General features: G+C 62.6%; 20 protein-coding genes and 2 pseudogenes. 9 read left to right on the top strand and 13 right to left on the bottom strand.

The features are described from left to right. Positions 1-156 precede the first annotated feature (156 nt). Positions 157-1,689 carry a PucR family transcriptional regulator gene (locus tag ABEA18_RS10980; protein WP_345449420.1) on the top strand — a complete coding sequence of 511 codons (1,533 nt, stop codon included), beginning with the start codon at positions 157-159 and terminating at the stop codon, positions 1,687-1,689. Positions 1,690-1,835: 146 nt separating this feature from the next. On the opposite strand, the pseudogene ABEA18_RS10985 reads toward ABEA18_RS10980, so the two are convergent. Continuing rightward, positions 1,836-2,357: pseudogene (locus tag ABEA18_RS10985) on the bottom strand (L-serine ammonia-lyase, iron-sulfur-dependent, subunit alpha); the annotation flags it as partial. Between the two features lie 225 nt (positions 2,358-2,582). After that, the gene (locus ABEA18_RS10990; RefSeq protein WP_345449421.1) at positions 2,583-5,351 is read right to left on the bottom strand and encodes a hypothetical protein; all 2,769 of its coding nucleotides are present in this window, start codon (positions 5,349-5,351) and stop codon (positions 2,583-2,585) included. A gap of 1,402 nt (positions 5,352-6,753) precedes the next feature. Between ABEA18_RS10990 and ABEA18_RS10995 the strand changes: the two genes are divergently transcribed. Continuing rightward, positions 6,754-8,205, top strand: a complete 1,452-nt coding sequence (locus tag ABEA18_RS10995) for a D-alanyl-D-alanine carboxypeptidase family protein (RefSeq protein WP_345449423.1) — start codon at positions 6,754-6,756, stop codon at positions 8,203-8,205. Positions 8,206-8,414: 209 nt separating this feature from the next. On the opposite strand, the gene ABEA18_RS11000 is transcribed toward ABEA18_RS10995, so the two are convergent. The 3 genes from ABEA18_RS11000 to ABEA18_RS11010 form a co-directional block, all read right to left on the bottom strand. Further along, a complete protein-coding gene (locus tag ABEA18_RS11000; RefSeq protein WP_345449424.1) occupies positions 8,415-8,783 on the bottom strand; it encodes a type II toxin-antitoxin system death-on-curing family toxin in 369 nt (122 codons plus the stop codon). Beyond that, positions 8,780-8,986 (bottom strand): ribbon-helix-helix protein, CopG family, encoded by a 207-nt coding sequence (locus tag ABEA18_RS11005; protein ID WP_223941739.1) that lies wholly within the window; start codon positions 8,984-8,986, stop codon positions 8,780-8,782. Before ABEA18_RS11005 ends, ABEA18_RS11000 begins: the two co-directional genes overlap by 4 nt. Before the next feature lie 123 nt (positions 8,987-9,109). After that, positions 9,110-9,925: a hypothetical protein gene (locus tag ABEA18_RS11010; protein ID WP_345449427.1), complete on the bottom strand. Its 816-nt coding sequence runs from the start codon at positions 9,923-9,925 to the stop codon at positions 9,110-9,112. Positions 9,926-10,163: 238 nt separating this feature from the next. On the opposite strand from ABEA18_RS11010, the gene ABEA18_RS11015 reads away from it, so the two are divergent. Further along, on the top strand, positions 10,164-10,535 hold the full coding sequence (locus ABEA18_RS11015; RefSeq protein ID WP_345449428.1) for a thiamine pyrophosphate-dependent enzyme: 372 nt from the start codon (positions 10,164-10,166) through the stop codon (positions 10,533-10,535). A 98-nt stretch (positions 10,536-10,633) separates the two neighbouring features. Here ABEA18_RS11015 and ABEA18_RS11020 read toward each other — a convergent pair whose 3' ends face one another. The 3 genes from ABEA18_RS11020 to ABEA18_RS11030 form a co-directional block, all read right to left on the bottom strand. Further along, positions 10,634-11,710, bottom strand: a complete 1,077-nt coding sequence (locus ABEA18_RS11020) for a methyltransferase (protein WP_345449429.1) — start codon at positions 11,708-11,710, stop codon at positions 10,634-10,636. An 835-nt stretch (positions 11,711-12,545) separates the two neighbouring features. Beyond that, positions 12,546-12,671, bottom strand: coding sequence for a hypothetical protein (locus ABEA18_RS11025; RefSeq protein ID WP_345449430.1), 126 nt, complete (start codon positions 12,669-12,671; stop codon positions 12,546-12,548). 1,005 nt (positions 12,672-13,676) lie between these two features. After that, positions 13,677-14,345, bottom strand: coding sequence for a GntR family transcriptional regulator (locus tag ABEA18_RS11030; RefSeq protein WP_345449431.1), 669 nt, complete (start codon positions 14,343-14,345; stop codon positions 13,677-13,679). A 445-nt stretch (positions 14,346-14,790) separates the two neighbouring features. Here ABEA18_RS11030 and ABEA18_RS11035 point away from each other — a divergent pair, with 445 nt between their 5' ends. The 6 genes and pseudogenes from ABEA18_RS11035 (at position 14,791) to ABEA18_RS11060 (ending at position 20,079) form a co-directional block, all read left to right on the top strand. Next, a complete protein-coding gene (locus ABEA18_RS11035; protein ID WP_345449432.1) occupies positions 14,791-16,119 on the top strand; it encodes a flavin monoamine oxidase family protein in 1,329 nt (442 codons plus the stop codon). A 293-nt stretch (positions 16,120-16,412) separates the two neighbouring features. Beyond that, positions 16,413-17,204, top strand: coding sequence for an amino acid ABC transporter ATP-binding protein (locus ABEA18_RS11040; RefSeq protein WP_345449433.1), 792 nt, complete (start codon positions 16,413-16,415; stop codon positions 17,202-17,204). 7 nt (positions 17,205-17,211) lie between these two features. Next, positions 17,212-17,859 (top strand): amino acid ABC transporter permease, encoded by a 648-nt coding sequence (locus ABEA18_RS11045; protein ID WP_345449434.1) that lies wholly within the window; start codon positions 17,212-17,214, stop codon positions 17,857-17,859. Next, positions 17,859-18,521: an amino acid ABC transporter permease gene (locus ABEA18_RS11050; protein WP_345449435.1), complete on the top strand. Its 663-nt coding sequence runs from the start codon at positions 17,859-17,861 to the stop codon at positions 18,519-18,521. Before ABEA18_RS11045 ends, ABEA18_RS11050 begins: the two co-directional genes overlap by 1 nt. A 55-nt stretch (positions 18,522-18,576) precedes the next feature. After that, on the top strand, positions 18,577-19,440 hold the full coding sequence (locus tag ABEA18_RS11055; RefSeq protein WP_345449436.1) for a substrate-binding periplasmic protein: 864 nt from the start codon (positions 18,577-18,579) through the stop codon (positions 19,438-19,440). 209 nt (positions 19,441-19,649) lie between these two features. Further along, positions 19,650-20,079: pseudogene (locus ABEA18_RS11060) on the top strand (universal stress protein). A gap of 75 nt (positions 20,080-20,154) precedes the next feature. On the opposite strand, the gene proC reads toward ABEA18_RS11060, so the two are convergent. The 5 genes from proC to ABEA18_RS11085 all read right to left on the bottom strand — a co-directional run bounded on the left by proC (position 20,155) and on the right by ABEA18_RS11085 (position 25,744). Beyond that, the gene (gene proC / locus ABEA18_RS11065; protein ID WP_345449437.1) at positions 20,155-21,048 is read right to left on the bottom strand and encodes a pyrroline-5-carboxylate reductase; all 894 of its coding nucleotides are present in this window, start codon (positions 21,046-21,048) and stop codon (positions 20,155-20,157) included. Between the two features lie 60 nt (positions 21,049-21,108). Continuing rightward, a complete protein-coding gene (locus ABEA18_RS11070) occupies positions 21,109-21,459 on the bottom strand; it encodes a CBU_0592 family membrane protein (protein ID WP_345449438.1) in 351 nt (116 codons plus the stop codon). A gap of 436 nt (positions 21,460-21,895) precedes the next feature. After that, entirely contained in the window at positions 21,896-23,395 is a 1,500-nt protein-coding gene (locus ABEA18_RS11075; RefSeq protein ID WP_345449439.1) for an aldehyde dehydrogenase family protein, read from the bottom strand. Positions 23,396-23,397: 2 nt separating this feature from the next. Next, positions 23,398-24,333: a 4-hydroxy-tetrahydrodipicolinate synthase gene (gene dapA, locus ABEA18_RS11080; protein WP_345449440.1), complete on the bottom strand. Its 936-nt coding sequence runs from the start codon at positions 24,331-24,333 to the stop codon at positions 23,398-23,400. A 25-nt stretch (positions 24,334-24,358) separates the two neighbouring features. Continuing rightward, positions 24,359-25,744 carry a protoporphyrinogen/coproporphyrinogen oxidase gene (locus ABEA18_RS11085; protein ID WP_345449441.1) on the bottom strand — a complete coding sequence of 462 codons (1,386 nt, stop codon included), beginning with the start codon at positions 25,742-25,744 and terminating at the stop codon, positions 24,359-24,361. Between the last annotated feature and the right edge of the window lie 57 nt (positions 25,745-25,801).

The following is a 25,801-nucleotide window of genomic DNA, read 5'->3' on the forward strand; positions in this document are numbered from 1 at the left end:
GCTCGTCTTTGAGCGGGGAAGTTTCATTGACTTAATTCTTGGTGATCGGCGTCACGGCGTACATGCTCGGATTGACTACAAATAGAAGGATGGCCTATACATGTGTATAAGCGGCTGCGGGGAGCCATTCCGATTCAAGAACAGGACAATCCCCGAATGGCGATCACCGTGGCCGAACTGCTGGCCGAACCGCAGCTCGGGTTGACCCTTCTGGCGGGTGCGGGCGGCGTGGCCAACCGCGTCACATGGGCCCACACCTCTGACCTGCCGCGGCTGTGGGAATGGGTCACCGGCGGCGAACTCATGATGACAAACGGTCTGTCCATCCCGGCCGACGCCAAGGGGCAGGTGGAGCTCGCTGAGGCGCTCATCAAGGCGGGTGCCAGTGCGCTGGCCATCGGAGAGAAGATGCACGCCCCCGAGCTTTTGCCGGCATTTCTTGAGGCCTGCGACAAGCTGCCGCTGCCCGTGATCAATGTCCCCTATCCGCTGCCGTTCATTGCGATTGCCCGCTCTGTCGCTGAGGCATCGCTGCTCGAGGAATCCCGTCGGCTGCGCCAGACGGCCCGCATCTACGACCTGCTGCGCACGGCCGGCACCTCCGAGGACCATTGGCAGAGCCTCCTTCAGGGACTTGCAAGCGAGCTCAACTCGAACCTGTTCGTTCTGGACCGGCGGTGCCTCCATCCGTGGTACCCGGGCGGCCAGGTGCTGCCCGGGTCGCTCGACGAGGACCTGACACAGCTGACTGGCCAGACTCCCATTGGGAACAAGAAGTTCCAATGGCATCACCTCCGAGACAGGCACGTCCTGATGATGGACATCCCGACACACCCCAACGCCCTGCTGGTGGCGCTGCCGAACTCCGAACCCCATCCCGATCCGGTCGTCCTGCTCCACGCGGCCACAGTCCTGGGGCTGGAACTCTCCCGCACGGTTTTGTCGTTGGAAAACCAACGCCGGCTGGGGGCGGAATTCCTGCTGCAGGCCATCGACGGACGCCTCGGGATCGCCGATATCGAAAGTCGCCTCGCCGATTTTGATGTTCCGTCTGGTGAATTCCTGATTGTCTCGATGTCCGCGGACGACGAGGAAAGGCTGGCAACCATCCATGTCGATCTGTGGCGTCACGGCTATCCCACCGCCTGCTTCCGCCGGTTCAACACCCTTCATCTGGCTATCTCTTCCGAGCTGACCGATGATCTGCTGATGCATTCCACAGGGCCGGATGTCAGAGTCGGGATCAGCACAAGGTCAACGGCCGCCGGAATCCAGCGTGCCCTGCAGGAATCGCTGTGGGCCCTCGGGACGGCAGCCAGCGCTGGCGAGAGTGTGGTCCGCTACGCCGACGGACCCTCGTGGATGGGGCTCACCAGCTTCGAGGAAGGCAACGCTCTCGTGCAGAGGTTCCTGGGCCCGATTTTCGAGTACGAGCAGGGAGAGCACGGGGACTTGATCCTCACCCTGAAAACCTTCCTGGACACACAACGGTCCTGGCAGAAAACCGCGGCCGCCCTGTTCGCCCACCGGCAGACAATCATTTACCGTATGCGGAAGATCAGCGAACTGACCGGCCTGGACATGACCGAAACGTCCACCCTGGCCCAGCTGTGGTTCGCCCTGCAGATCCACGAAGCAATGCAGACACAACCCCCTGCGGCGTCCGGACACGGCCGGCCCCAGGGTTAAGCCGCGGGCGCCAGGCTGCGGGAGGGCGGCTACCATGCCCGTACCGCACCGTGGCGTAGATAATGCCGGCGAGGACCCCGAGACCAGTGAGCGACACTGCCCATGTCTCCAGCCGGAGCCTGACCTGCCGCTGCCGGGCGCGCGGGCCCGCCGATCGGATCGCAGGTCAGGCCCAGGTTGTGTTCCATCGCGATCTCCGCCGCGTTCTCCACCTGTCCCGGCGAGCCGCCCATGACTTCGGCCAGGCCGGCGGCGGCCATCGAGGAAGCTGACCCGACCTCGCCCTGGCAGCCCACTTCGGCGCCGGAGATCGAGGCCTGCTCCTTGTAGAGCACCCCGACGGCACCCGCGGCGAGCAGGAACTTCACCACGACGTCGTCGCGGTCCTGTTGCGTGGCCTTGTCCATGCCGGGGGCGAAGTGCAGGGCGTAGTACAGCACGGCGGGGATGATCCCGGCGGCACCGTTCGTCGGCGCGGTGACCACGCGCCCGCCCGAAGCGTTTTCCTCGTTCACGGCCAGCGCGATCAGGTTCACCCATTCCTGCCAGTACTTCGGATCCCGGTAGTCAGGGTCCTGGTCTTTGGTTTCCTTCAGGAGACGCTCGTGCCAGTCCGGGGCCCGACGGCGGACCTTCAGCCCGCCGGGCAGCACGCCTTCGCGCTTGAGGGACGTTTCAACACAGGCCCCTTGCTTGACGACCGTCGTGGATTCCAAGAATGGCATTCCGGCGAGTCGGGAGCGTCCGACCAGGAAGGTATTCTCCCGTAATCCTGGCGCAGTACAGGCTGCCCGGCGCGGGCAGGATCCGAAGAGGAGCTCCGGCTTGGTATGAGAATGTCAGCAGGGCTGCGCCCTGCGAATTGCCGAAGGATATCCCCGGAGAAGCGGGCGTCAGCTTCGAACCGCCGGGAATTTTCGAAGTGAACCTTGGCGCGGCAGCAGTGCCAGGAAAGCTGTAATGATGCGGGCGGCGGGCCTGCCGTGATCCGCTGCCACGACGTTTTCCCAGTTTTCGAGAAGCCTTTCCCTGGCCTGGGTGTACATGGTTGTCCGGAAGTAGTTTCCGTGTTCGGCAACCACGGCTTGGTAGGAGTCCGGCTCGATCTCGAGAGCAGGCAGGTCCAGCGCGTTCTGCCCGGGGTAGGAACTGACGGGGAAGCCAAGGGGGTCCGTGCGTCGCCAGATATTCTGCCACGCCGTGGCATTCCCGCCGCGGTTATCGAGGAGATCATCGAGTCGGAGGTGTACCCGCGGCCTGACGGCCGGTTGAGCGGCTTGTCCGGGCCTCGGCGGCCGCGGAAGGTCCCGGTCCCACCATGGGTCGGTCGCGAAAGTTCTGGGGTGTCTTAGCCCGTGTGTTCCGAGGACGTTTGGTCCGCATAGTTCGGGAAAGAACCGCCCGAAGTAGGGGCGCAACTGCACACCGAAAGTGAGCAGGCGGATGTTGGGCAGCAGATCGTTCCGACCGATGGCTGCAAGGTGGTAGAGGGCTGCTATTCCCAGGACTGCGCCGAGGCTGTGCGTTGCCAGGAGGACGCGGCGGTCGGGCAACGCGGGCTTCGGTTCTGCCGGGTCATCTTTGTCTGACTCATCGGTGAGCCATTGAATCATCCGGCCGGCCAGCTCGGGTACGGCGCGTTCGAAGTAGCAGGCCGGACCGAAGGGGTGGGCTGCCCTCGGCAACCATGCCACCAGGTCCCAGAGCAGCCCGATCGGTCTGTTGGTTCCGCGCGCTGCGCTCGACACGGCGATGCCGACGATGACGAGTCCCCCGGCAGCCAAGGCGCTTGTTGTTACCCACGCGCCCGCAACAGAGACAAAATGCCAGCCCCAGCGGCTCTGTAACCACTGATGGCCGTCGCCGTTCCCGTGGAGGATCGTCAACGCCAGCGATGCTGCGACACCGAACGCAGTGGCAGCTGAGGCGACCCCGAGGAGCGGCTCGCCGCGCTGTAACAGGGCGCTTCTGCGGCGGACGGCCATGATGTCGGCCACAAAGTGTTCTTCGGCCTGGTCAACCGGCGGGTTTCCGATATTGACGCTTCCGCGGAGCTTGGGCAGCAATGCCACAATCAGCAATGCCTCGGCCGCGAGCACCGCCAACACTGCGCCCCCGAACGCCCGGTAGATGAACGGCACCGAGATGTCCACGGTTCCCTGAGCGGTCACGTCGCGGAAGAGCGGCTCGCCGGTGTCCTGCGTCCACAGGAGGCTGCCTCCGCGCAGCCAGTTCCCGGTGCCGACAACGATGGCGCTGGCGTAGAACGCCTGGAACAGGATGCTGACGAACATGGTTACGGCCGGGGTCATTCCGTGCCAGGCTTCGGCTTTCCTTCCGAACGGCCGTTCAGTGGCGCGTCGGCCCTGGGCCAATAGGGTTCCGGCGACCAGCACCACGGCGGCGTCGCACAGCTCGAACCCCGCGAGCACGGGTGCCGGAGCCGAGTCCCACATCGTGGCGGTAACCATCAGCCCTGCTACGCCGACAAGCAGGAGCGCGAGACCCCAAATCACGGCGGACCGTTGGTTGAGCCGCATGAAGCATCCCGAGACAGCGAGGATCGTCAAAAGGGCCACCAGAACGGTCGGTGCAAGCTGTGCCGCCGTGAAAGGTGCCGTCTCATTCGCGGCCGGAGTCCTGACTGCCACTGTGATGGCCCCCGCGTACACAAAAGCGCTCAGAAGGAACGTGACGACGGCGAACCTCATTCGCGGACTCGTGTCCCGGCGCGGGGCCCGGATACTCTTCGCCCAGATCAGGACCGCCACCGCCGTGACAGACAGCAGAGCGCAGGACACGGCAAACACGGTCGAAGCCGCGGTCGCGTTGTCACCGGTCGATCGGGAGGAGGCATCCGCGGCGAGCAGGAATGCGGTGAACTGCACGGTCGCGGCGATATGCAACACACCGGTCGGAGAATTGGCCCTGCGGATCCACAAGTGCGGTGCCGCAAGCACGACCGAATCCACCAGCTGGCTTCCGCCGGCCGGCGGCACGGAGACCCGGCGCTCGCCGTTGATCCGCGTGCGGAAGCGGACATCACCCAGCCATCCGACGACCGCCAGCAAAACTACCGCGAGGATCGGGAAGGGAGATACCGCGGCCAGCCGCTGCCCCCGGGTAAGTGCACGGAGGCCGTCGAACCAGTGCGGCAGGTTGTTACACATCTGTTGCGTCGTGTCTTGGATCCGGAAACACTGGACTGCGACCAGATCCATGACGGCCGTGGCGATAGCGGCGGCCAGGAGAAGAGTCAGCAGCAGACCGAAGAGTCGCACCAGGGACGCACCCGTTCCGGGGTCGACCCCGTCTTCACGGCGGTCGTTGGCTTTGACAACCCGGCTCCAGTAAGCGACGTTCGCGAAACCAAACGGGGCGATGAGGAACCAGCCAAGGTTGTAAAAGGTCCGTCCGGCCTTCCCCAGGAACCCGGGTAGCCCGAAGCGGTCCAGCTTGCCCCAGCTGTACGCTTCGAGGGTCGTCGGGGCATTCCGGGGACGCGTCTTGGCCCGGTAGAAACCGGCACGGTCGTCAGCGAGTTTGATGCCGCCGCTCCGGGCGGGAACAACTTCGTCGGGCTCGACACAGAGCATCTCGTACGGTGGGCTGTTGAGGACCCCGTGTACGCGGAGTTCGAGGATTTCCGATTCCGAGGGCATGGCCCCTCCTCGCCGCCTCCCCCAGCCGCTGATCGGATTATAGGAGCACCAGCGGGACGCGTCCAGATATTGCTGGCAGAACAACGACCAATTGTCCCCGTTACCGTGCACCGACAATATGCGCCCCGCTGTCCGACTCCCCCACCGGAGAACATGCCGAAGCTGGAGGTGACGAGCACAAAGTCAATCGGTTTCCCCTGTATACGAGCTTCTTGCCCATGAGTTCGCGCCCGAGGCAGGTCCGTCCGGTGCCATGAGGTACGGCGCACGTTCGGCCCGCTGTCGAGGCCGACGGCTGCCTCGACAGCCCGGTCGAGGCTCGCGGGCTGCCTGAACTCGCCTTCCCGCCCTCGATACCGGGTGCCGTTGTGCTCGTAGTTGGTCAGGCAGATGCCGAACGCCTCCGACATCGCAGCTGCGACGGCTTGGAGCTTGACAATCCTCGGGGCCCGCTGCCGCCCGACGACCTCGCGCCGGTAGTCGGCGGCGAACCGCCTGACTTGTGCGATGTCGGGGAATCTTGCCTGAGCGAACTATGGAGCACGTCGCCGTCGCACTCGGTCGCGTTCACGCCAGGCGGGGAGCCGCTTTCCCGTTCCTTGTCGATGTCTTCTGGCGATGGCAAAGGGAAGGCGGCGTCCCCTCGGAGACGGCCGGGCGGCCTCGTCGACGGGGCTCCATTTCGCGGGCATCGTGCCGATCCTGGTGTCCTTGCTGCCTTCCGCCGGCGGGGACTGGAGGGTGGCGAGTCCCATCTCCTCGTAGGCCTTGGTCCCTTGACCAGCCTGGTAAGGCCTCCGGTTCAGAAGGGCACTCGCGACCGCGTAGCCCTTGTCCGCAAGCCAGGGAATCGCGCCCGCAAGGATGCCGAGCAGAAAAATCCACTCCTTTCGTGCCTTTCAAGCGTGAGCTGCCACTCCGGGCGATGGAAACCGTCCTCAGTCAACCGGAACCGCACCTCCCGCTCGACGACGCCCAGCGAGTTCTCCAGACGACCCTCGCCGTTGGACTCGTAACCCAGGCTTCTGCTTGCAGAGGGATCCCTCACCGGGACGGTCACGGCCCGTTTGGGCCGAAAAGGTGGGTTCGCTGATTTTTTCGCCAACGACATGCCCGGTGTGTCGGGAAATGTCCCTGCGCTGGGTGAGGATTGGCCCATGACAACGCGTATCCCCGCCGTACTGGCGGAAGCCCTCGAGGGCGAAACCGGGCCGCAGAGCCCATTCACTGTCAGCTCCGTGGAAACGGGCATGGCCGCCAGTCGCCCCCTCCCGCTAAACACGCCGCTATGTGGAGGTTTTCCATGAGGCAACTCGGATCCTTGTCAGCCGCGGGTGCGCGGATCTAGCATGACGAATCGAAACAAGGCCGAGCGGCCGGTCTGGAACACATAGGGGGACGCATGAAGCCATTGGTCCGACGGATCGCCGGAGTCTTCGCCGCTCTCCTGGGTCTGGCGACGATTGCACCAGCCGCGCTGGCCCTCGACGACGGCGGAGCTATCGATGCTGCCTACCAGCGGCTCGGCGGGAGCACAGGGAGACTCGGCCAACCCCTTGACGTCGGCTGGTGTGGATCGCGTGACAACGGCTGCGTGCGGCACTACCAAGCAGGCAGCATCCACTGGTCGTCGGCATCCGGCGCCCACGCGACCTGGGGCGGGATCGAGAACCGTTGGGCGCAGCTGGGGTGGGAAGGGAGTCAGTTGGAGTACCCGCTCGACGAGGAGCACTGTGGGCTGGGGGGCGGCTGTTATCAGGATTTCCAAGGCGGGAAGATCTATTGGTCGCCTGCGGTGGGTGCGAATCCGGTCTGGGGGGCGATTCTTCAGCGGTATGCCTCGTTGGGCTGGGAGACTGGGCCGCTCGGGTATGCGGTCGGTGGGGAGCACTGTGGGCTGCGGGGCGGTGGCTGTTATCAGGATTTCCAAGCCGGGAAGATCTATTGGTCGCCTGCGGTGGGTGCGAATCCGGTCTGGGGGGCGATTCTTCAGCGGTATGCCTCGTTGGGCTGGGAGACTGGGCCGCTCGGGTATGCGGTCGGTGGGGAGCACTGTGGGCTGCGGGGCGGTGGCTGTTATCAGGATTTCCAAGCCGGGAAGATCTATTGGTCGCCAGCGTTCGGCACAAACCCCGTCTGGGGCGGCATCGGCTCCTACTGGGCGACTTATGGGTGGGAGAACGGGCCGTTCGGATACCCGACGTCAGGGGAGGCCTGTTCGGGCAGCTGCTCTCAGGACTTCTGGGGTGGACGCATTACCTGGAATCCCTCTGCTCCCATGTCGTACACGCTCTGGGACTGGAATCCGCTCGCGGCGATCAACAAGCGGCTGCCGCTCAGCCCGCCGTCGTCCGTCCCGTCCGCGCTGGTAGGTGTCGGAAGCCAGCAGATGCGATCTGATGCGGCCAATGCGTTGCAGCGGATGATCAACGATGCCGCGGCGGCTGGTGTCACCATAGCGACGATAAGCGGCTACCGCTCATACGACCAGCAGGCGTCGGTCTACAACTCGTACGTTGCGCAATACGGACAGACTTATGCCGACATCATCTCCGCCCGGCCCGGCTACAGCGAGCATCAGTCCGGGCTCGCGATGGACATCGGCAACCCGGACGGGTCGTGCGCCCTCCAAGCTTGCTTCCAGACCACGCCGGCCGGGGCCTTCGCGGCAAACAACGCGTGGCGCTACGGCTTCATTGTCCGGTATCCGGACGGATACCAGGACGTCACGGGATATACGTATGAGCCATGGCACTTGAGGTACATCGGCCCAGACGCGGCGCGCCAGATTCACGCTTGGGGCGTGTCCACCCTCGAACGGTACTTCACGATCGCCGCCGCGCCCACGTACTGACTTTGGGCACCCATTGTGTCGCGGGGCGCCCACACTCAGCGGCCAACAGGCCCTTGAAGTGGGAAAACACGTGCCCAAGGTGGGACTCGAACCGGGTTCCAGCCCTTGCGAACAGTGGGAAGTCTTCGAAACATGCGGAATCCGGGCCAGTCCGACGGGCAAGGTGTGGACAGTGTCCACACCCGGTCTCCCAAGAAGATCGGCAAGGCTTAGCGGCCCACCAAGTGCTTCGAAATTTCCGCAGCAGCGTCCCGCACCTCGATGTTGCCAGCAGCCACTCCCACGACTAGCTCGAAACCCTCATCGGTCGTGAAGTCATGGCGGTATCCGTTGATCCATAACAGCAGCACCATCAGGGTCCAGGCCGTGCGCTTATTGCCGTCGATGAGCGGATGAAAGCGGGCCACCGACTCAAGCAAGGCGGCCGCCTTCAGCGCTAGTTCGGGATAGGCCTCAGCACCCATGACGGTTGTCGCAGGCCTGGCCAACGCCGAAGCAAGCAGGCCTACATCCCGGATGTGAAAGCCGTACCGGTCAACAACCTGCAGGGCATCCTCGATGTCCAGGTACGCGGTCACGCGTCTTCTAGCCGGGTGAGCAGTTCAGCGTCGTGGCTCATCACGAAGTCCAACCCTTCACTGATTTCCCGGCGGCGGGCATGCCGCTGCAAAACCAGTTCGGCGCCCTGCAGCAGTAGCGCAGACTTGGACGTGTGTTCCTCGGCCGCGAGCTTCTCCAGCCGGCGGTCAAGGTCTTCCGGGACTCGAAGGTTCATTGCCATAGCTAGATGGTACCAAAACGGTACACAGCCTAGACATCGACTCCGCTCACAGAGCACCGACAGTAGTGATGGAATTGGCCTGTGCGACGTTGTGACTCTTTGAAAACAGTGCAGTGCCAGAAGTCAGAACACCCAGACAGAATTTTGATCGTCGATAAGTTTCGCCCACTCAGCGGTAGCCAATTCTGTCGGTACCGCGACGAACAATCGCCGTTGGTCTTGGCTGGCAGCAATGACGACTTGTTCGTAGTAGTACCAATAAGCAATGTGGAAACACGCCGGGCAACGGTTGGCGTTGTAAGACGCCCCGGGCAAGCCTAGTCGCCGGTCCACAAGATGGCGCGCTCGTCCTCGTAGATCCAGATGGCGTAATAGATACCGGGCACATGATGCAGCTGAGGGCTGGTCGATCATCACCGGCATTCTGAAGTCTCTGCCGGATTCAAGAAAGGCCTCCGGACCTCCAGGCCACGCGTTCTGCCAATCAGCCGGTTGAGGCGAAACCGCCCTCATCCACATAACCCACCAAAACGGTTGCGTGCATTTCATGCACGGGTACTTGTACATGGATACCTCGATGGAGATTCTCAACGATTGACCATCCGCTGGTGCTTCGCCATCAAGTCCGAAAGCAGCGGTGCCGTGCTCGATCGTGAACTGATTTCGCATCCTTGCAGCCGTGTTCTGAATGGCGAACAGGCCGGTTTTCCGCACGGTTTGCTCACGCGGAACGGCTCGGGCCCATTCAACAGGTACAACCCACTCAGCGTTGTCATCTCTTTCGTCGCCGTCGTGGTGGTAGTTCCCGGCGAGGGCGAACTCGTCCAGCTTGCGTTCGGCCCCATCGACTAGAACAGTGCTTTGGTTGAACCGCCGGGCTTCGCCGAGGCAGTCCCCCGCCACCGACTGGTAGGCCCTGACCTCGTCGAGCAGGTGCATCTTGTGGGCGTCCACAGCAACCCGGTCAACAGGCCGCTTGGCCAACATTTGACCGAACGCGTCATAAGGCGTGGCGCTAACTAGACCAGCACCCAGACATTCCCGGTTCGGCCTTAAGGTTTCTATCCTGAGCAATCCGGCCGGTCGAGTACGCCGAGCGGTGGCTCTTGCGGACGCGGATGAAGCGGGCAGAACCCAGGCTGGCTATTTTTCTTGAACGCGTGACCTTCGCACCCTGGTGCTGGCCTCCGGCGACGGCGGTTTCCTGATGGGCCTGTCCGACCACGAATCGCTCATTGGGGCGGCCAGCAGCGCCGTCGTCGTGATCTACGACGACGCCGCCTACGGAGCCGAAATCCACCAGTACGGTTCCCAGGGCCTGACCGAAAAGCCAATGCTGATCCCCGAGGTGGACTTCAGCGGCATCGCCCGCGCGCTTGGCGCCGAGTCCGCGATCATCCGCTCATTGGCGGACCTTTCCGCGCTCACGGACGGGATCGACGCCGGCGCCAGGGGAACATTCGTGGCCTACTGCCGGATCACGTCGAGCGTCCGGGCCCCGTGGATGAGCGAGTGGATGGCGGCCTCGCAGGCCGCGAAGGCGGGGTAGTTTGCGGAGCCGTTGGGCTGGGTGGCACCCAGCCCACGCGCCGCCGTCGTACTCCCCGACGGCGGCCGCTGGCCAGGTGACCCGCCTATCGCACCGGACTATCGGCGAACAAGCCGCCACAGCGACGTGACCTCGGCCGTGCGCGCCTCGAACAGGGGATCGTCGCGGTCCGATGCCTTCGGATGCGTTGGCTTGGTATCTAGCCGTTCCACCACCTTCAGCCCAGCCGCCGTGATGGCGGTCAGCAGATCGTCACGCGTCCGTAGGCCAAGGTGCTCGGCCAGGTCGGAGAGGACAAGCCAGGCCTCACCGCCCGGCTCCAGATGGTCGGAGAGTCCGTCCAGGAAGCGGAACAGCATCCTGCTCCCGGGGTCGTAGACGGCGTTGTCCAGGGTGGAGTGCGGCGTGGCCGGAATCCAGGGCGGGTTGCACACGATGAGGGGTGCCCGCCCCGGCGGGAACAAGTCGGTCAGGACGGCCTCAGCACGGTCCTGGACACCGAAGTTCCGGAAATTCTCAGCGGCGCAGGCGATTGCACGCGGTTCATTGTCCGTCGCCACCACGCGGTGGACGCCACGGCGCGCGAGGACGGCAGCGAGTACACCCGTGCCGGTTCCGACGTCGAACGCCAGCGTGTCAGAGGGCAGCGCAGCGGCGGCCACGAGATCCACATACTCACTGCGGGTGGGGAAGAACGTGCCATAGTGCGGGTGGATGCGGCCCTGCAGGGCATCGACGTAGACGCCATTACGCCGCCACTCGTGGGCGCCAATGGCCCCGACAAGCTCATGCAGGGACACAATGGAAGATTCGCCGATATCACCGTACGCTTCAGCGGCGGCCTGCCCGATGTCCGGTGCGCGGCGCAGCGGAACCACCGGGCCCGGATAAAGAGGAACCAGCAGCAGGCCGAGAATGCGTGCACGGTGCGAGCGGGACTGGCGGTGCCGATAGAACTTATCGGCCGGAGTTGCTGTGATCTCTTTCTTTCCGGCGCCTATCCGTCGGTCCATGGCGTTGAGGATCTGCCGTGCGTTCTGGAAGTCACCGTGCCAGAGCATCGCGATCCCCTGTGACGCCATCCGGCTCGCATCATCGGCCGTGAGAGAGTCGGAGACCACTTCGACGCGCGTCGGCGCCGGTCTGCCGTTCGCCGAACGCCATCGCGCGGTCATGCTCTCACCAGCCTCGGCCCATGTCACAAGGGCACGCTCAACCACCATAGCTCTGCGCTCGGGTTTGAGGGCCGGCGTCGGGATTCCCACGGGAGCTGGCGTGTCGGTAGTGATAAAGATCCATTCCAAGAGTCCGAAGGCCGATCGGAGACTGACGATTGCGGCGGTGATTCGACAACATGGATGGCTACGGCCCAAGATTCCGGACCGTCATCCGGCCGCGAACCGAGCTTGGTTGATGGCCGCTGGAACCATTCAACCTGCATTGTCAGGATACAGGTGTGCCGTGGCCGCCGCCCGCCTGCCATTTGGCTTACCGGCCAGATCCTGCGGGGTCGTGGCTGCCTGGAAGTGACGGCGCAGCTCGGCTATCTCCTCGTCGACGCGTATCCAGCCTGTACGACAGTGGGTTGTCACGGGTTGAGCAAGCTCGGAGGTCATCGAACCGGCCTCGAGGTCGGCCAGGCGCTACGTTTGCGGTCGAGGAGACAACCACTGGCCTTTGGCCATAGCACCTTGGCACACGAATCGTCCGAAATCAGCAGCACTGGTCGACGAAGCCCCTTCAGGAATATCGGCGCCTTTGGGCGACGTACACCTGCTCGGTGGTTATCAGGAGAGGGCCCAGGGATCCGAGGGCCTCATCGAGGGAGCAAAAGTTGATCGATCCGAACGCGAAGAAGGAAGCCTTCCTAGCCGCTCACGCAAAGCTCTGCTAAACCCTGCGTGCCGGGGAATCATGTCGGGGTGCCGAAAGTCACGCAGGCTGCCGAAGGATGGCTGCCTGGCCCTGCAAGGCCAGCGTGTCGGTGCACCACCCTCGACTCGATGACGTTCAGTAGTCGCTGGCTCGCGCTTTCACCTGATCGTCGCTGAGTCCGATGACCTGATTGATCCACGCCCCGAAGTCACGGCTCGGCGCGTAGCGTATCTCGGTCCAGCCGAGTTTGCTTGGCTTCACGGGGGCTGCTGAGATGTCCAGGCCGAACCGCTGGACTACGGACCGCGCCCCGGGGAAGAGACGGTCTGCGGTGCCGATTGGGTCAAGTTTCCACTCGGCCAGGTCTCCGGCCGGGAGTGCGTCCGGATGGAGGGATAAGTGTGGACAATGTCCACACCCCCTTTGGCAGGAGAAGCGAACAGGCACTGCGCTCCCCCATACGACCGGGAGCGGCTTTCCAAGAAGCTTCCGCGCAAAGTCGGTTTCATCATGTTGTACCCGGAACCTTGGACGATGAACTGGTGTTGGCCATCCACGACCAACCAGACAGAACCGGAACGAGGAACCATTCAACAGCTACACAGAGGGCGGAGGGCCCACTAGCCACGGCTGTCAACGGCGACTGAATCCGCCACCCGCACACCTTCATAGGCCACCGCAGCGGCCAGGCCAAAGCCCGCGAACCTAGCGTCAGAGGGACGCCACAAGCTTTGTACACACGTTAAAGCAAAAACCCCTCTGACGAGGGGTCATGCTGTGCCCGAGGTGGGACTCGAACCGCATTCCAGGCCCCGGAAACACAGGGAACTCCCGAAAACATAGCGAATACGAGCCAGTCCGGCCGATGTACGACCCAGTCCGAAGCCCAAAGTGTGTATGTTGTACACACCCTCTTTTTGCCCTGAGACAGCAACATCCGGGGGAGGGAGTTTCTTCGGGAGAGCCCGGCACCTTCGACCCTGATCCAATCCCAGGCAACCCAGACCCTGAGGATATTCACACGGCCGCCGCGTACGAAATAGTTATGTCGAATTCAGTCTTGGCCGGTCGCCTTCTACAACCGAAGGCGCCGAGAGTGCCATACCAACTTCCGGTCCTCTGATGCGACTTGCCGAGATCTCCAACCTCAGCCAAACGCAGTAAGCCGGGACGTGCCGCCAAGGCCCGCTAACGGAGGAACCAGGTAGCCGAACGACGAAGCTTCCCCGCCTGTTCGAAGGTCAAAGGTTCCGTGCGCCCAACCGCTTAGATAACCTTGCGGACTGTTGCATCAAACGCAGCAATGCTTTCAAGGGCAAGCGAGGAAGCCCGTTCATCATCGCCACTCGCTATTGCCCGGAGCAGGATAGCGATTTCTTTGATTTCCTCATATACAGGGGGGAGCTTGTCGAGAAGGAAACACCAAATGCGCGTAGCCAGATTGTCGTAGCGGACGAGTATTTCTTCTAGTCGGGAACTTCCCGCTGCTCGGTAGATCAAACGATGCACGGCCATATCGTGCTGCATCAGAGAGCGTTGATCCAATGCCGGATCCAGCTGTTCCAAGAATGCGGCACGCTGCGAGAGTTCGTTCCGGAGGTCCGGGTTGGCCGTTCTTGCCGCCCGTCCGGCGGCAAGGGGCTCAAGGACCATCCGGACTTCTGAAACTTCGGCCAGTTCGGCGAGGTCCACCATGGTGGCGAAGGTCCCCTTGCGGGGATAGGAAGCGACGAGATGATCGCACTCAAGCCGGGTCAGCGCTTCACGAATAGCTGTCCGACCGACGCCGAGCGAAGCAGCAAGCTGGACCTCGTTCAACGGGTGGCCAGGCGGGATCTCGAGAGTGATTAACTTTTCGCGGAGTTCCCCGTAGGCAATTTGTCCCAAGGTGCCCGTGGTCTGGAGCCTCATGGTCCCCATGCGGTCACCAGTCATTTGCAGCCTTCTTCAGAAGATATAGGGTCAGTGGCCTATTCAGTTCGGAGACGTCAGTCTATAGGAGCTCCCGCAGGAAGCTTTGGCAGGTTGGGCCGAAGGATCCAGGGCGAATCGAAACCGAGGCCAAAGCACCGACCGCGGCGACCCCGGATCTGCTCCGTCGCGGCGCGGAAGCAATACCGCTTTCGATCATGGGCGATCCCGTCGGTGTGAGCTGCGGCTTGAGCGCATACGTAAGCGTTGATTTCAAACGAGTCTGATATATCTATTGACGACAGCCTGTGGACATGATCACATATGGGTACCTTGTGACATGAATCGCACCCGGAAGACCACGCTGCAGAAAGCGCTTAAGGGAGCGGACCTCACGGCGGACTTGGCCAAGATGAAACGGGCCCGGTGCTTCGAACCAATGGTTTCAGTAGGAAGAAAAGGTTAAGCAATGCTCGATGTACTAATAGTCGGCGCGGGCGCGGCAGGGCTGGGAACGGCCTATTACCTCCGCGACCTCAAGCTGGATATCCGCGTGCTCGAAGCGGGCCCCGATGTTGGCGGTCGGTCGCGCACCGTTTCCCTGGCGGGCACCTCCGCCAACTCCGGTGCGATGTTCATCTACAGGGATACGAAAACAGAAGAAATCGCCGCCGAATTAGGGCTGGAGACGGTGCCGTTCCGCCCCAATACCTACGGCATCCACGTCAACGGACGCACTGTCGTCGCAGATACCAACGAGGACCTGATTGCCAGGCTGAACCTGAGCGAATCCGAGAAGGCCGAGCTCAAGGAGTTCATTGATGGCTCGCTCAAGGAGTACGCGGAAAGTACCAGCAACGGCGCTCTCCGGAACGACCTGAAGCAACTTGCCGATGAAACGGTGGCGGACCGCCTGCACAGTCTGCAGCCGGCCGTCCGCGACATCGTGGCCACTGCGATTCGCGGCGGCGCGGTAGGTGACCCCATGCGGCTATCAGCCAAGTATGCCTTACGCTACTTTGCGAGCTACCTTGCCCGGGAAAAGAACAACCGACTGTTTGCTTTGGAGGGGATGCAGGCCATCCCCCGTGCCATCCTGGAGCATCTTCCACAGGACGTTGTCCACTTAAACACGTATGTCACGGACGTAGCGTTCATCCCCATAGAAGACGCATACAGAGTGTCCGTCCTGGGTCCCGCGGGTGAGGAAACACTCTGGGCGCGGCAGGTCGTTCTTGCCGTTCCAGCCCCGGCAGTGCCCAGGCTGGCCAAGAGCTTGCCTGCATGGAAAATGGAAGCACTGGACAGGGTGGGGACGCCCGGCAGCACCACGCTCAACATCGCGGCCGATATCGAGGGTCTTCCCCAGTATCAAAACTGGTCGTTCATCACTACGGTTGGAATGCCGTTTGATGCAATCATCAATCCGGTCCCGGGCGGCACCGAATTCACTTCAAAGGCCAAGATCCTCCAACTGACCTGTTACGGGAACTCGGCCGGTTTCCAACCCGGCTTTGAACAGGACGAAGCGCGGATTGCCGAATGGGTTGAGGCCGTACTTACTGTTGCCCCGGAACTCAGGGGCAGGATTATCGGCGTACATGCCCAAACCTGGGAACACTGCTTCGCGCTGCTGGATCCGGAGCGCGCTGCAGCGCTTCCCGAGCTGCAGGAATCTGTGGGCTTGCTCCATTTTGCCGGCGACTACACCTCTGAGACTGCCGGCACGCACGGGGCCTACACGGAAGCAGCGCGAGTAGCATCACTTATTCGAACCTCGGTAGTCACGCCGGACTAAACCACCGGAACACCCCGGGGTCCGGCCATATCGGACAGGCCCCAAGGCGAATGCCTCTCCAAGTCAGCTAAACACGGCCTTTTACGCGTGTGACATAGACCACCACCTAAGATGTGATCACAGATCTAGACAAGCTCGTATCCTCTGGATAAAGTGATGTAGAGCACAAGTTGTTGTGAGGAATGCGACAACTTGTCCACGCACTGAGCAAACCGTCCGGGCGTGCAGAGCACGGCACCGCGCGGGGACCCATCTCAGGGTTGCAGGCGCCCACTACCCGAAGGAAACGAATAATGGGCTTAAGTTTTGGCACGAAAACTCCCCCGGTTGCGCTCTCCGGGGAGGTCGTGGTCTCCGGGCTCGGCAAGAGTTATGGCGCTAGCCGTGTGTTGTCGGATGTGAACCTGGTGATGAACGAAGGCGAAGTGGTCTCGATCATCGGGCCGTCGGGGGCGGGAAAGAGCACGTTTCTGCGATGCTTGAACTACTTGGAGACGCCAACCGAGGGCACAATCGCGATCGGTGGAGCCCAGGTTGTTGCCGGTGGGAAGCTGCCGGACAAGGCCAGCCTCGACCACCTCCGCCGCGTCACCGGAATGGTCTTCCAAAGCTTCAACCTGTTCCCTCACCTCACCGTCATGGAGAACATCACCCTGCCGCAGCGAAAGGTGTTGGGTGCGAGCAAGGAGCAGGCGCAGGCGGTCACAGAAATGCTGCTCAAGCGGGTCGGCCTCCCCGAAAAGGCCAAGGCGTATCCTGCCCGCCTCTCGGGAGGACAGCAGCAGCGGATCGCCATCGCTCGCGCTCTCGCCCTGTCGCCGAAAGTCATGCTCTTCGACGAGCCGACGTCCGCCCTCGACCCGGAGATCGGCCTTGAGGTTCTCGCCGTCATGCGTGATCTCGCTGATGAGGGCATGACCATGCTCGTAGTCACCCACGAGATGCACTTCGCCCGCGACGTCTCGAATCGCATTATGGTGATGGGCAACGGCGGCGTGCTGGAGATCGGCCCGAGCGAGCAGGTCATGTCGGAGCCGCAAAACGCACGCACCCGGCAGTTCCTCAAAGCCGTCCTGGACAGGTGAGACTGCGATGACTACCCAACTCTTGCCCGCGATTGCCCAGGGCGTCGGCCTCACACTCTACGTAACGGGCGCGTCGCTCCTGTTCGGTGGCATCATCGGCTTGCTTCTCGTCGCTGCTGCGCGCTCACCGTTCGCGATCGTGCGGGGTGTCGCCACGTTTTACATCAACGTGGTCCGGGTCATCCCGCCGATCACGTGGCTGTTCCTGATCTACTTCGGCCTACCCCAATACGCGCTCCGGCTGTCCACGATCCAGGCTGCGATCATAGGCTTCTCCATCATCGCCTCGGCGTTCATGGCCGAAATCTATCGCTCTGGTCTGCTGAGCATCCCCGAGGGCCAACGTGAGGCCGCCCACGCCCTCGGGCTGAGCACCGTCACTACCGTCGGACACATCATTACCCCGCAAGCGTTCCGTGTCGCGCTGCCCGCGATCGCCACGTACGGCATCGGGCTTTTGAAGGACTCTGCCCTCGCGTCCACGATCGGGGTGCGTGAGATCACCTACTACGCCCAACAGAGCGCGAAGCAGACGCATCAGGGTCTGCTTTCGTTCATCATTGCCGGGGCGCTCTACATCATGATCAGCCTCGTCGTTGCCCTCGTCTCCCGGCAGGTCGACCTCAGGCTGCGCAAGAAGATCGGAGTGGCGTGATGGACATGCTTACCCAGTGGCTTGGATGGTTGCCGAACCTCGCTCCGGGGCTGCTCGTCAGCCTCCAGCTGACCGGACTCGCTTTGCTCTTTGGGTTCCCGCTCGGCCTGCTGTTCGCCGTGATGGCAGCTGCGAAACTCGCACCTCTGCAGTGGATCTCGTTCCTGTTCGTGGAGATCGGGCGGGGACTTCCGGCTCTAGTGCTGTTGTACCTGCTGTACTTCAGCCTCCCTGACGCGGGGATCACCCTGACCTCGCTGACCACAGCGATCATCGCGTTGAGTTGGAACACCGGAGCCTACGCGTCGGAGTACTTCCGCGCCGGAATCGCCTCCGTGCCACGGGGACAGAAAGAAGCGGCAATCACTTCCGGGCTCCGCGGCTGGACAGGATTCCGGATTATCATCCTGCCGCAGGCCCTTCGGATCTCCACCCCGCCACTGGCTGGACTCGCCGTCCTTGTATTCCAGGGCAGCGCACTCGCATTCGTGATCGCGGTGCCGGAACTGATGTCCAAAGGCTTCGAGATCGCCTCCATCACCTTCCAATACCTCAGCGTCTACCTGCTCACTGCCGTGATCTACGGATCCATCACTCTCGTCTTCCTCGGCCTTGTCCAGTTGCTGGAACGGCGCCTCGGCCGCCACCTGCAACGCAACTAAACCCGCTCCATCATCCGGGCAATCCGCCCACCAACCCCAGCAAAGAGAGAAACACATGTCACGGACTCCCCGTACACTCGCGCGCGCCCTTTCCGCTAGCACCGCCGTCGGATTGCTCGCCATCTCCCTCACCGCCTGCGGCGGCAGCGACACCGCAGGCAGCACATCCGGCTGCACCGCCGCGCATAAGCTCACGACCATAACTCCCGGGGAGCTCACGGTCGCAAGCTACGACTATGCGCCCGCCACGATCCTGAACGGCGACAACGTCTCAGGTATGGAGGGCGACCTGATCGCCGAGATCGCCAAACTCGAATGCCTGAAGGTCACAGTGAGCACTTCGGGTGGCGCCGGAGCGGTCATCCCGTCCGTGCAGTCAAAGCGGGTCGACATCGGCTCGGGCAACTGGCTGCGCACAAAGGAGCGGACGAAAATCGTCTACCTGAGCACGCCCCTGTGGAGCGATCCGCAGGCGATCGTCTCGACAAAGGGCCTTACCAGCAACGACCTTGAAGGCAAAGTGGTCGGCTCGGTCGCGGGCAACCTCTGGAACGACAGTTTGCAGAAGTGGCTTGGAGACAAGTTCAAGATCTACCAGGACGACGAGTCCATCTACGCAGACCTCAAAGCGGGCCGCATCGATGCCCTCGTGGCATCCTCCGCGTCCGCCAACTACCGATTCAAAAGCGCCCCCATCGAGGGCGTCAAGGTGGTCAACGTCATGCCGAATCCGCATGTCCCACAGTTCGCTGGGGTAGGCCAGGTCATGCTGCCTTCCAGCCTCGACAACGCAACGCTTGGCAAGGCACTGGACGAGGACATTACTAAGCTTCGCCAAAACGGCACCATCAAGACGATCCTCCAGAAGTACGGGATCGACCCGACAGTCGGCGAGCCGGGCGCACCCAGCGAGCTCTAGCCAAAGCGTCACCCCGCATCGGGCGGCGTCGGATCTCCCATCCGGCGCCGCCACCGGTAGTGGTAAAGGGCCGCAGGAGGGCGCCCAAATTCGTTTCAGGCGTCACCATTGCCCAGATGAATGCGGCCAATCGTTCGACGTTCGACATTCGCTGGCGCAGGCTACTCCGGAGGGACCCACGCATTTTCGGCAAGGAGGGAAGCATTCACATGAGCAGAGTAATTGTTTTCGGAGTTGACGGCAGCGAGACGGCGCGGAAGGCAGCGGAGGCCGCGAGGGACCTTGCCACGGCACTTGGGGCCACCCTCCACGTGGTGTCAGCATTCGATGCTGACCGGGCAGAGCTGTTCGCCAGCGGCAGATTCAGATGGCTCGTGTCGGACGCTGACAAGGCCGAACACGTTTGCCAGGACCGTGGCCGACACCCTCGGCGGAGGCATCAAGATCACGCACTCTGCATCGGCCGGCAGGCCGGCGGATGCCCTCATCAGGGAAGCCATTCGTAAGGAGGCCCGACTTATCGTGGTGGGCAGCCGCAGGGTGCAGGGCATTGGACGTGTCCTGGGCAGCGTATCCAACAGCGTGGCCCAGAACGCGCCCTGCGACGTCTACATCGCCGATACCTACGACTCCGGCTAGCCGTTACCGGTACACGTAAAACTCGGAATCCAGTGTCGACGCCATGGGATGCGTCGACGGCGTGGGGAGCAAAATCTACTCCCCTGTTTCCGCGGCAATTTCCCGTGCCCGTGCAATGGATGCAGCCGTTGCTTTGAGGAGGACCTTTTTGAAGTCCGCGGCGGACAGCTGCTCGATGGCCTTGATACTGGTCCCCTGCGGGCTGGTGAAGTATCGGAGCAGTTCCTCTGGTTTCTGTCCGGATGATTGCATGAGCGCCGCCGAGCCCAGGAACGTCTGTTCGGCGAGGACCCGCGCCTGTCCTGGTGAGAAGCCAAGTTCGATGCCTGTGGCCGTGAGCTGTTCAACGAAGAAATAGAAATACCCCGGGCCGGATCCCGAGATACTGCTCACCTCATCAAGCTGGTCATCCCCTACAACCACGACTGTGCCAACTGTACCGAAGAGATCTGAAGCGATCTTAAGGTCTTCCTGCGTGCATGAATCGTTTGTCGCCACTCCCGTGACGCCGCAGCCAACTTCCCCGCCCATATTGGGAAGCGCTCGAACCACGGTGACGGAGTCCGGCAGCATCTTCTTCAAGCGTGCCAGCGTGACGCCGGCAGCGACGCTTACCACCAGCGCCCCCGGCCTGAAGGACGTGGATACATCGGCGATGAGCGCCGGAACTCCCTCCGGATTAACGGCGAGGACCACCAGATCCGACTCGAAGACAGCATCCTTGTTAACGGAAGGATGATCTTCGACCGCCGTTACAGTGACTTGCGAAAGGGATGCTAGTTCAGCTGCTCGGCTGGCTGAAGAACAGGTGGCATAGATGGATCCGTTGACAGCAACTCCCGGCTTCGTCAATCCTTTCAACAATGATTTGCCGATCGCTCCCGCACCTAAAACAGCAACACTGGGTAGTTCAATGACGGAAGGTACCTCTTTTGCTGGTTCGTAGCTCGCGGAGTAGGTAGACGGCATCACGGGTTCCCTTCGGAGGTGTTCGATGTTATCTGGTGAAGGCGATGGCTGAATACCGTCTTAGTCCCGTTCTTCGGGAACGTTAAAGACCTCAATAACCCGGAGCTCACCGGCTGAGTCAGGGACGCCGGGGAATTGAGTGTGGGGAGGATCAACTGTTGGGAGTGATACTGGTCCGGCGAAACGCATGCGAAGAAGCGCTATGGCGGAAATGAGGAACCAGGCAACATTGGTGGCAACCGATGGCCAGGCTTGGTGGAATGCCCCATTGACGATAAAGGCACACGCACCAACAAGATTTGCGATCTGGAAGACGCTGCCCGTTTTTAACCAGTTCATGGAGACAGCAAGGTATGCACTGAGTATGGCAGCGGCACCTACCCACCCGGCAATTTCCCAAAGCGGTCCCATCAGGCCCTTTCACGTGTTGTCGCTGTAATCGGCGGAACTATTTCGTTGCTGGATAAAACTCTGAACTTGCGCAGTCAGCGTTGGACGACTGTCCGGGGTTTTGTGCACAGCAGGGTAAGCCCTTCACCTGCGGGCAATTCATCAGTGCGAGTAACCCGCTGCCGCCTGGGTAAGGGTTTTGCCCAGGGAAGGACTTCGCCCGGATTGACGTTCGTCAGGGTGTTGTATCCGGCTTTGAAAAATGAGAAGACCAGGAATAGGATCAGCGCGACAATGGCCGGCCCGCCCGCCCACAGGCCGATGATGCCCAGTACTACCGGTGTAACGCGAAGCGTTAAGGAAGTGGTTCCGGGACCCCCAGGTGCAAGGGTGTCCCGGAACCATCGGTCCGGACGGTCAGGTCCGGTGTGTTGAGCGGCCCCGTCCAGGGATGTGACTAACCCTGGCTGCGGTTGTACATGACGTGCTTGGTGCGGGAGAAGTCCTCCAGGGCGTAGCTGGAAAGATCGCGGCCATAGCCGGATCCCTTGAAGCCGCCCCAGGGCATTTCAGTAGCAATCACCAAGTGCGAATTGACCCAGACGGTGCCGAAGTCGAGCTGCCGGGGCACGGTGAGCGAGCGTGCGCTGTCCATGGTCCACACGGACGCCGCCAACCCGTAGATGGTTTCGTTGGCGCGGGCCACGGCTTCTTCGTCGGTGCTGAAGGTCTCCACGGACACCACCGGACCGAAGATTTCGGTGCTGGCGATCGCGGCACCTGCGGGCACGTTGGTGACCACGGTTGGCTCGATGAAGTAGCCGGGTCCGTCGATGGCGTTGCCGCCCACGGCGATGGTCAGGCCGTCCTTGCGGACGTCCTCGAGTGCGGCCAGGACCCTCTCATAGTGGGCACCCGAGATCATGGACCCGATTTCGACGTCGGCCCCGGCACCTGGGGTGCCGACGGAGATGTCACTGACTTCCCGGACCAGGAGTTCGGTGAACTTTTCGGCCACCGATTCGTGCACCAGGACGCGGCACGCCGCGCCGCATTCCTGGCCACCGTTCCAGAACCCCGCGGAACGCACGCCCTGGGCGGCGGCTTCGAGATCGGCGTCGGCGAAGACCACTACGGGGGCCTTGCCGCCCAGTTCCAGGTGCACGCGCTTAACCGAGGACGCCGCGCTCGCGGCCACCTTCTGGCCACTTCCTACGCTTCCGGTGATTGCCACGAGGTCCACGTCCGGGTGTTCGGACAACCTGTTTCCCACCACCCGTCCGGGGCCGGTGACGATGTTCACGACGCCGGCGGGAACCTCGTCGGCGATGAGTTCCGCGAGCTTGAGTGTGGTCAGCGGTGTCTGTTCCGACGGCTTGAGCACCAAGGTATTGCCTGCGCCCAGGACCGGCGCGATCTTCCATGCGGCCATCAGCAGCGGGTAGTTCCAGGGCGTGATGACGCCGACAACGCCCACCGGCTCGCGGAAAATCACGGACGTGTGGTTTTCCGCGTAGTCGTCAGCACCGACCGTGCTGAAAGCCCGGGCTGCACCAGCAGAGAACCGGAAGGTGTCGATCGCGCTGGAAATGTCGTCTTCGGCGACTGCCTCCGGCTTGCCGGTGTTGGCAGCTTCCAGAGTTTCGAACAGTTCCCGGTTCGACTCGATGATGTCCGCGACCCGTAGCAGGACAGCGGCACGGTCCTTTGGCGTCTTCGCTGCCCATTCCGCTTTGGCCGCGACGGCGGCGGCCACCGCGGCGTCGACATCCTCGACGGTCCCGGCAGGCACTTGGGTGAGGACCTCTTCCGTAGCAGGGTTGACGACGTCTACCGTGGCGTCCGAGGTGGAAGGAATGAACGTGCCGCCGATGAACTGTCCGAAGGGCGGGAGGGACGGGGCGCGCGTGCTGTCCGCCCGGCGAACGGCAAACGGTGCTGCTTTTGTCGTGGTCATCGCTATGCCACCGTCTGGTAGAGGGCAGACAGGGCCTGCTGGACCCGGGCCTGGTCCTCGGCGCTGAGGTCTGCCGTGGGGCGCCGCGGCGATCCTGCCCGAAGGCCCTGCAGGGTCAGACCGGTCTTGATCGCGGGAATGAACGGCACCGACAGGAGCGCGTCAATCACCGGGTAGACGCGCCGCCACTGTTCCAGGGCGCCGGCGAGGTCGCCTTCCGCTATGGCGCGGCTGACGGCCACGATCTCATTCGGGACCACGTTGGCCGTGCCGGCCATGACCCCGGCGGCGCCTTCCACCAAGGCGCTATAGAGGTAGACGTCCCAGCCGATGAAGGTGCCGATGACATCCGAGTGGTGGTGGATCAGCTGCAGCGCCTGTTCCCAGTTGGCGCTGGAGTCCTTGATGTAGCGGATGTTGTCCACTTCCTCGGCCAGGGCCCGGACGGTGGTTGGGTCCAGGTTCACTCCGGTGACTGCCGGGATGTTGTAAAGCATGACCGGAATCTTGACGGAGTTGGCGACGTCCTTGATGTAGGTGACGGTCTCTTCCAGGGACAGCGGCTCATAGTACGGAGTGACCAGCATGAGCACGTCCGCACCGAGCTTCTCGGCTGCCTGGGAAAGGCGAATAGCCTCGGCGGTGGAGGTGGCGCCAGTGTTCGCGATGACCGGCACGCGGCCGTTTGCCTGCTTGATGACGGTCTCGATGGGAAGCAGCCGTTCTTCCGAGGACAGGGCACCCACCTCGCCGGTTGAGCCCGCTGCCACGACGCCGTCAACACCGGCGTCGATGGAGCGGTCGACAATGCGCCGCAGGGTGTCGACGTCGATGGTCTCATCCTGGTTGAACGGAGTAGACAGGGCGGTGAGGACACCGCGGAGGTTGTGGGACATGAGTGATTCCTTCTTGAGTTCGTGGGTAGTGCTGCTGGTCACGGGGCTGATGTTCCCGCAGTGGAGGTCACGCGACGACCGACAGGCCAGTGTGCGGCGGTGCCTGACGGTGGGTGGCCAGCACGCTCGCGGCCTCCTGCGCTGCGGAGAACCCAGTGGTAATGGAACTTTCGGTGTAGAGCGTGCCCAGATAATCGCCGGCCAGGAAGACCCGGTCCGTTCCACGCATGAGCGTGGACTGGATCTTGGCCCGGCCAGGGAAGCAGTAGGGGGAAGCAACCTTCCAGCGGTCGGTCTTGGCTTCAACCACGCTGTCCGCGAAACCGTGGCCCAGCACCTGGTCAAGGTCGCGCAGGTGGGTGTTGATGACTTCCTCATTGCTCTTCTCCAGCAGGGCGCGGCCAAGGCTGGCCGGCGAGAAGGTCATGAAACTGCCGCCGGGCTTGCGCACGGACTCGGTCCCGCGGACGATGCTCGCCTGGTTCAGGGCAATGGCAAACGAACGCTTCGGCGCGGCAATGGCATAGATGTCATCCCACGGGCGGGCTGAGGTCTCATTCGTCAGGAAAGCGGTGCTGACGTGCGGCCCGTATTTGATCTGGTCCAGTGCGCCGCGCAGGTCCTCCGGCAGGTCCACGCCGATCTTGTGCGAAACATCTGCGGTCGTGGCCAGGACCACAGTGCGGGCCTCCACTTCCTGGTCGATGCCGCCCTGGCGGTACCGGACGACGACCGAGTCCTTTCTGTGGACTACCTCGCTGACTACAGCGCCAAGCTCGATGCGGTCCCCCAGCGCAGCCGCAATGGACTCAGTCAGCGTGGACGGGCCACCCACGATTCCCTGACTGAGCCCCTGGCCGATCCCCAGCACCAGGCTGAAATAGCCGATGCCGGCACCGGCGGAAATCTGGCCCATGTCACCCGCCGAGCGCGTGACAGTGGTTTTGAACAGTGCGGCTGCGTCTTCGGACAAGTTCCCGATGAAATCCAGGAACGAAGCGTCATTCTCGAAATCATAGATCCGCTGCTGCCGCATAGCGCCCGACTCACCGGCACGCTTCCGGACAACACCGGTGTACTTGGCCACCCCGCTGACCACCTTCAAACCGGCCCGCAGAGTATCGACCCGGGAAGCCAGGGACATCGGAATACGGAACGGATAGGTGGCGATGTGCCCCTTCTTGATGAACTTGCCGTTCATGGACAACGCCTGGAGAGAACCAGGGATCTGGACCGCCATCACGCCCACCTCAGTGAGCAGGGCATCCGTGGAAGACCCGGCACCAGCAAAGACATGCCCGCCCCAGTTCAACCAGTAGTCCCCCCGGCGTTCGGACCGGATACGCCCACCAACCCGGTTCGCGGACTCCAGAACCACCGTGTCCCAGTGCCTCAGCCGCCAGGCTGCAGAGAGCCCAGCAAGTCCGCCTCCAACGATTACTACGTCTTTCATCTTTCCCATTCCTTGCTGTTGTTCCTTGTATTGGTGCCGGAAGAGCGGCCAGTGGCA

This window comes from Arthrobacter gyeryongensis (assembly GCF_039543785.1).
Classification (GTDB): Bacteria; Actinomycetota; Actinomycetes; order Actinomycetales; family Micrococcaceae; genus Arthrobacter; species Arthrobacter gyeryongensis.

Bases quoted from the DNA above. Each gene is read 5' to 3' on its own strand.
- ABEA18_RS11035 (WP_345449432.1), top strand. From the start codon at position 14,791: ATGCTCGATGTACTAATAGTCGGCGCGGGCGCGGCAGGGCTGGGAACG.
- ABEA18_RS11050 (WP_345449435.1), top strand. From the start codon at position 17,859: ATGGACATGCTTACCCAGTGGCTTGGATGGTTGCCGAACCTCGCTCCG.
- ABEA18_RS11010 (WP_345449427.1), bottom strand. From the start codon at position 9,925: ATGCACCTGCTCGACGAGGTCAGGGCCTACCAGTCGGTGGCGGGGGAC.
- ABEA18_RS11055 (WP_345449436.1), top strand. From the start codon at position 18,577: ATGTCACGGACTCCCCGTACACTCGCGCGCGCCCTTTCCGCTAGCACC.
- ABEA18_RS10995 (WP_345449423.1), top strand. From the start codon at position 6,754: ATGAAGCCATTGGTCCGACGGATCGCCGGAGTCTTCGCCGCTCTCCTG.
- proC (WP_345449437.1), bottom strand. From the start codon at position 21,048: ATGCCGTCTACCTACTCCGCGAGCTACGAACCAGCAAAAGAGGTACCT.
- ABEA18_RS11030 (WP_345449431.1), bottom strand. From the start codon at position 14,345: ATGACTGGTGACCGCATGGGGACCATGAGGCTCCAGACCACGGGCACC.
- ABEA18_RS11085 (WP_345449441.1), bottom strand. From the start codon at position 25,744: ATGAAAGACGTAGTAATCGTTGGAGGCGGACTTGCTGGGCTCTCTGCA.
- ABEA18_RS11045 (WP_345449434.1), top strand. From the start codon at position 17,212: ATGACTACCCAACTCTTGCCCGCGATTGCCCAGGGCGTCGGCCTCACA.
- ABEA18_RS11005 (WP_223941739.1), bottom strand. From the start codon at position 8,986: ATGGCAATGAACCTTCGAGTCCCGGAAGACCTTGACCGCCGGCTGGAG.
- ABEA18_RS10990 (WP_345449421.1), bottom strand. From the start codon at position 5,351: ATGCCCTCGGAATCGGAAATCCTCGAACTCCGCGTACACGGGGTCCTC.
- ABEA18_RS10980 (WP_345449420.1), top strand. From the start codon at position 157: ATGGCGATCACCGTGGCCGAACTGCTGGCCGAACCGCAGCTCGGGTTG.
- ABEA18_RS11070 (WP_345449438.1), bottom strand. From the start codon at position 21,459: ATGGGACCGCTTTGGGAAATTGCCGGGTGGGTAGGTGCCGCTGCCATA.
- ABEA18_RS11040 (WP_345449433.1), top strand. From the start codon at position 16,413: ATGGGCTTAAGTTTTGGCACGAAAACTCCCCCGGTTGCGCTCTCCGGG.
- ABEA18_RS11075 (WP_345449439.1), bottom strand. From the start codon at position 23,395: ATGACCACGACAAAAGCAGCACCGTTTGCCGTTCGCCGGGCGGACAGC.
- ABEA18_RS11020 (WP_345449429.1), bottom strand. From the start codon at position 11,710: ATGACCGCGCGATGGCGTTCGGCGAACGGCAGACCGGCGCCGACGCGC.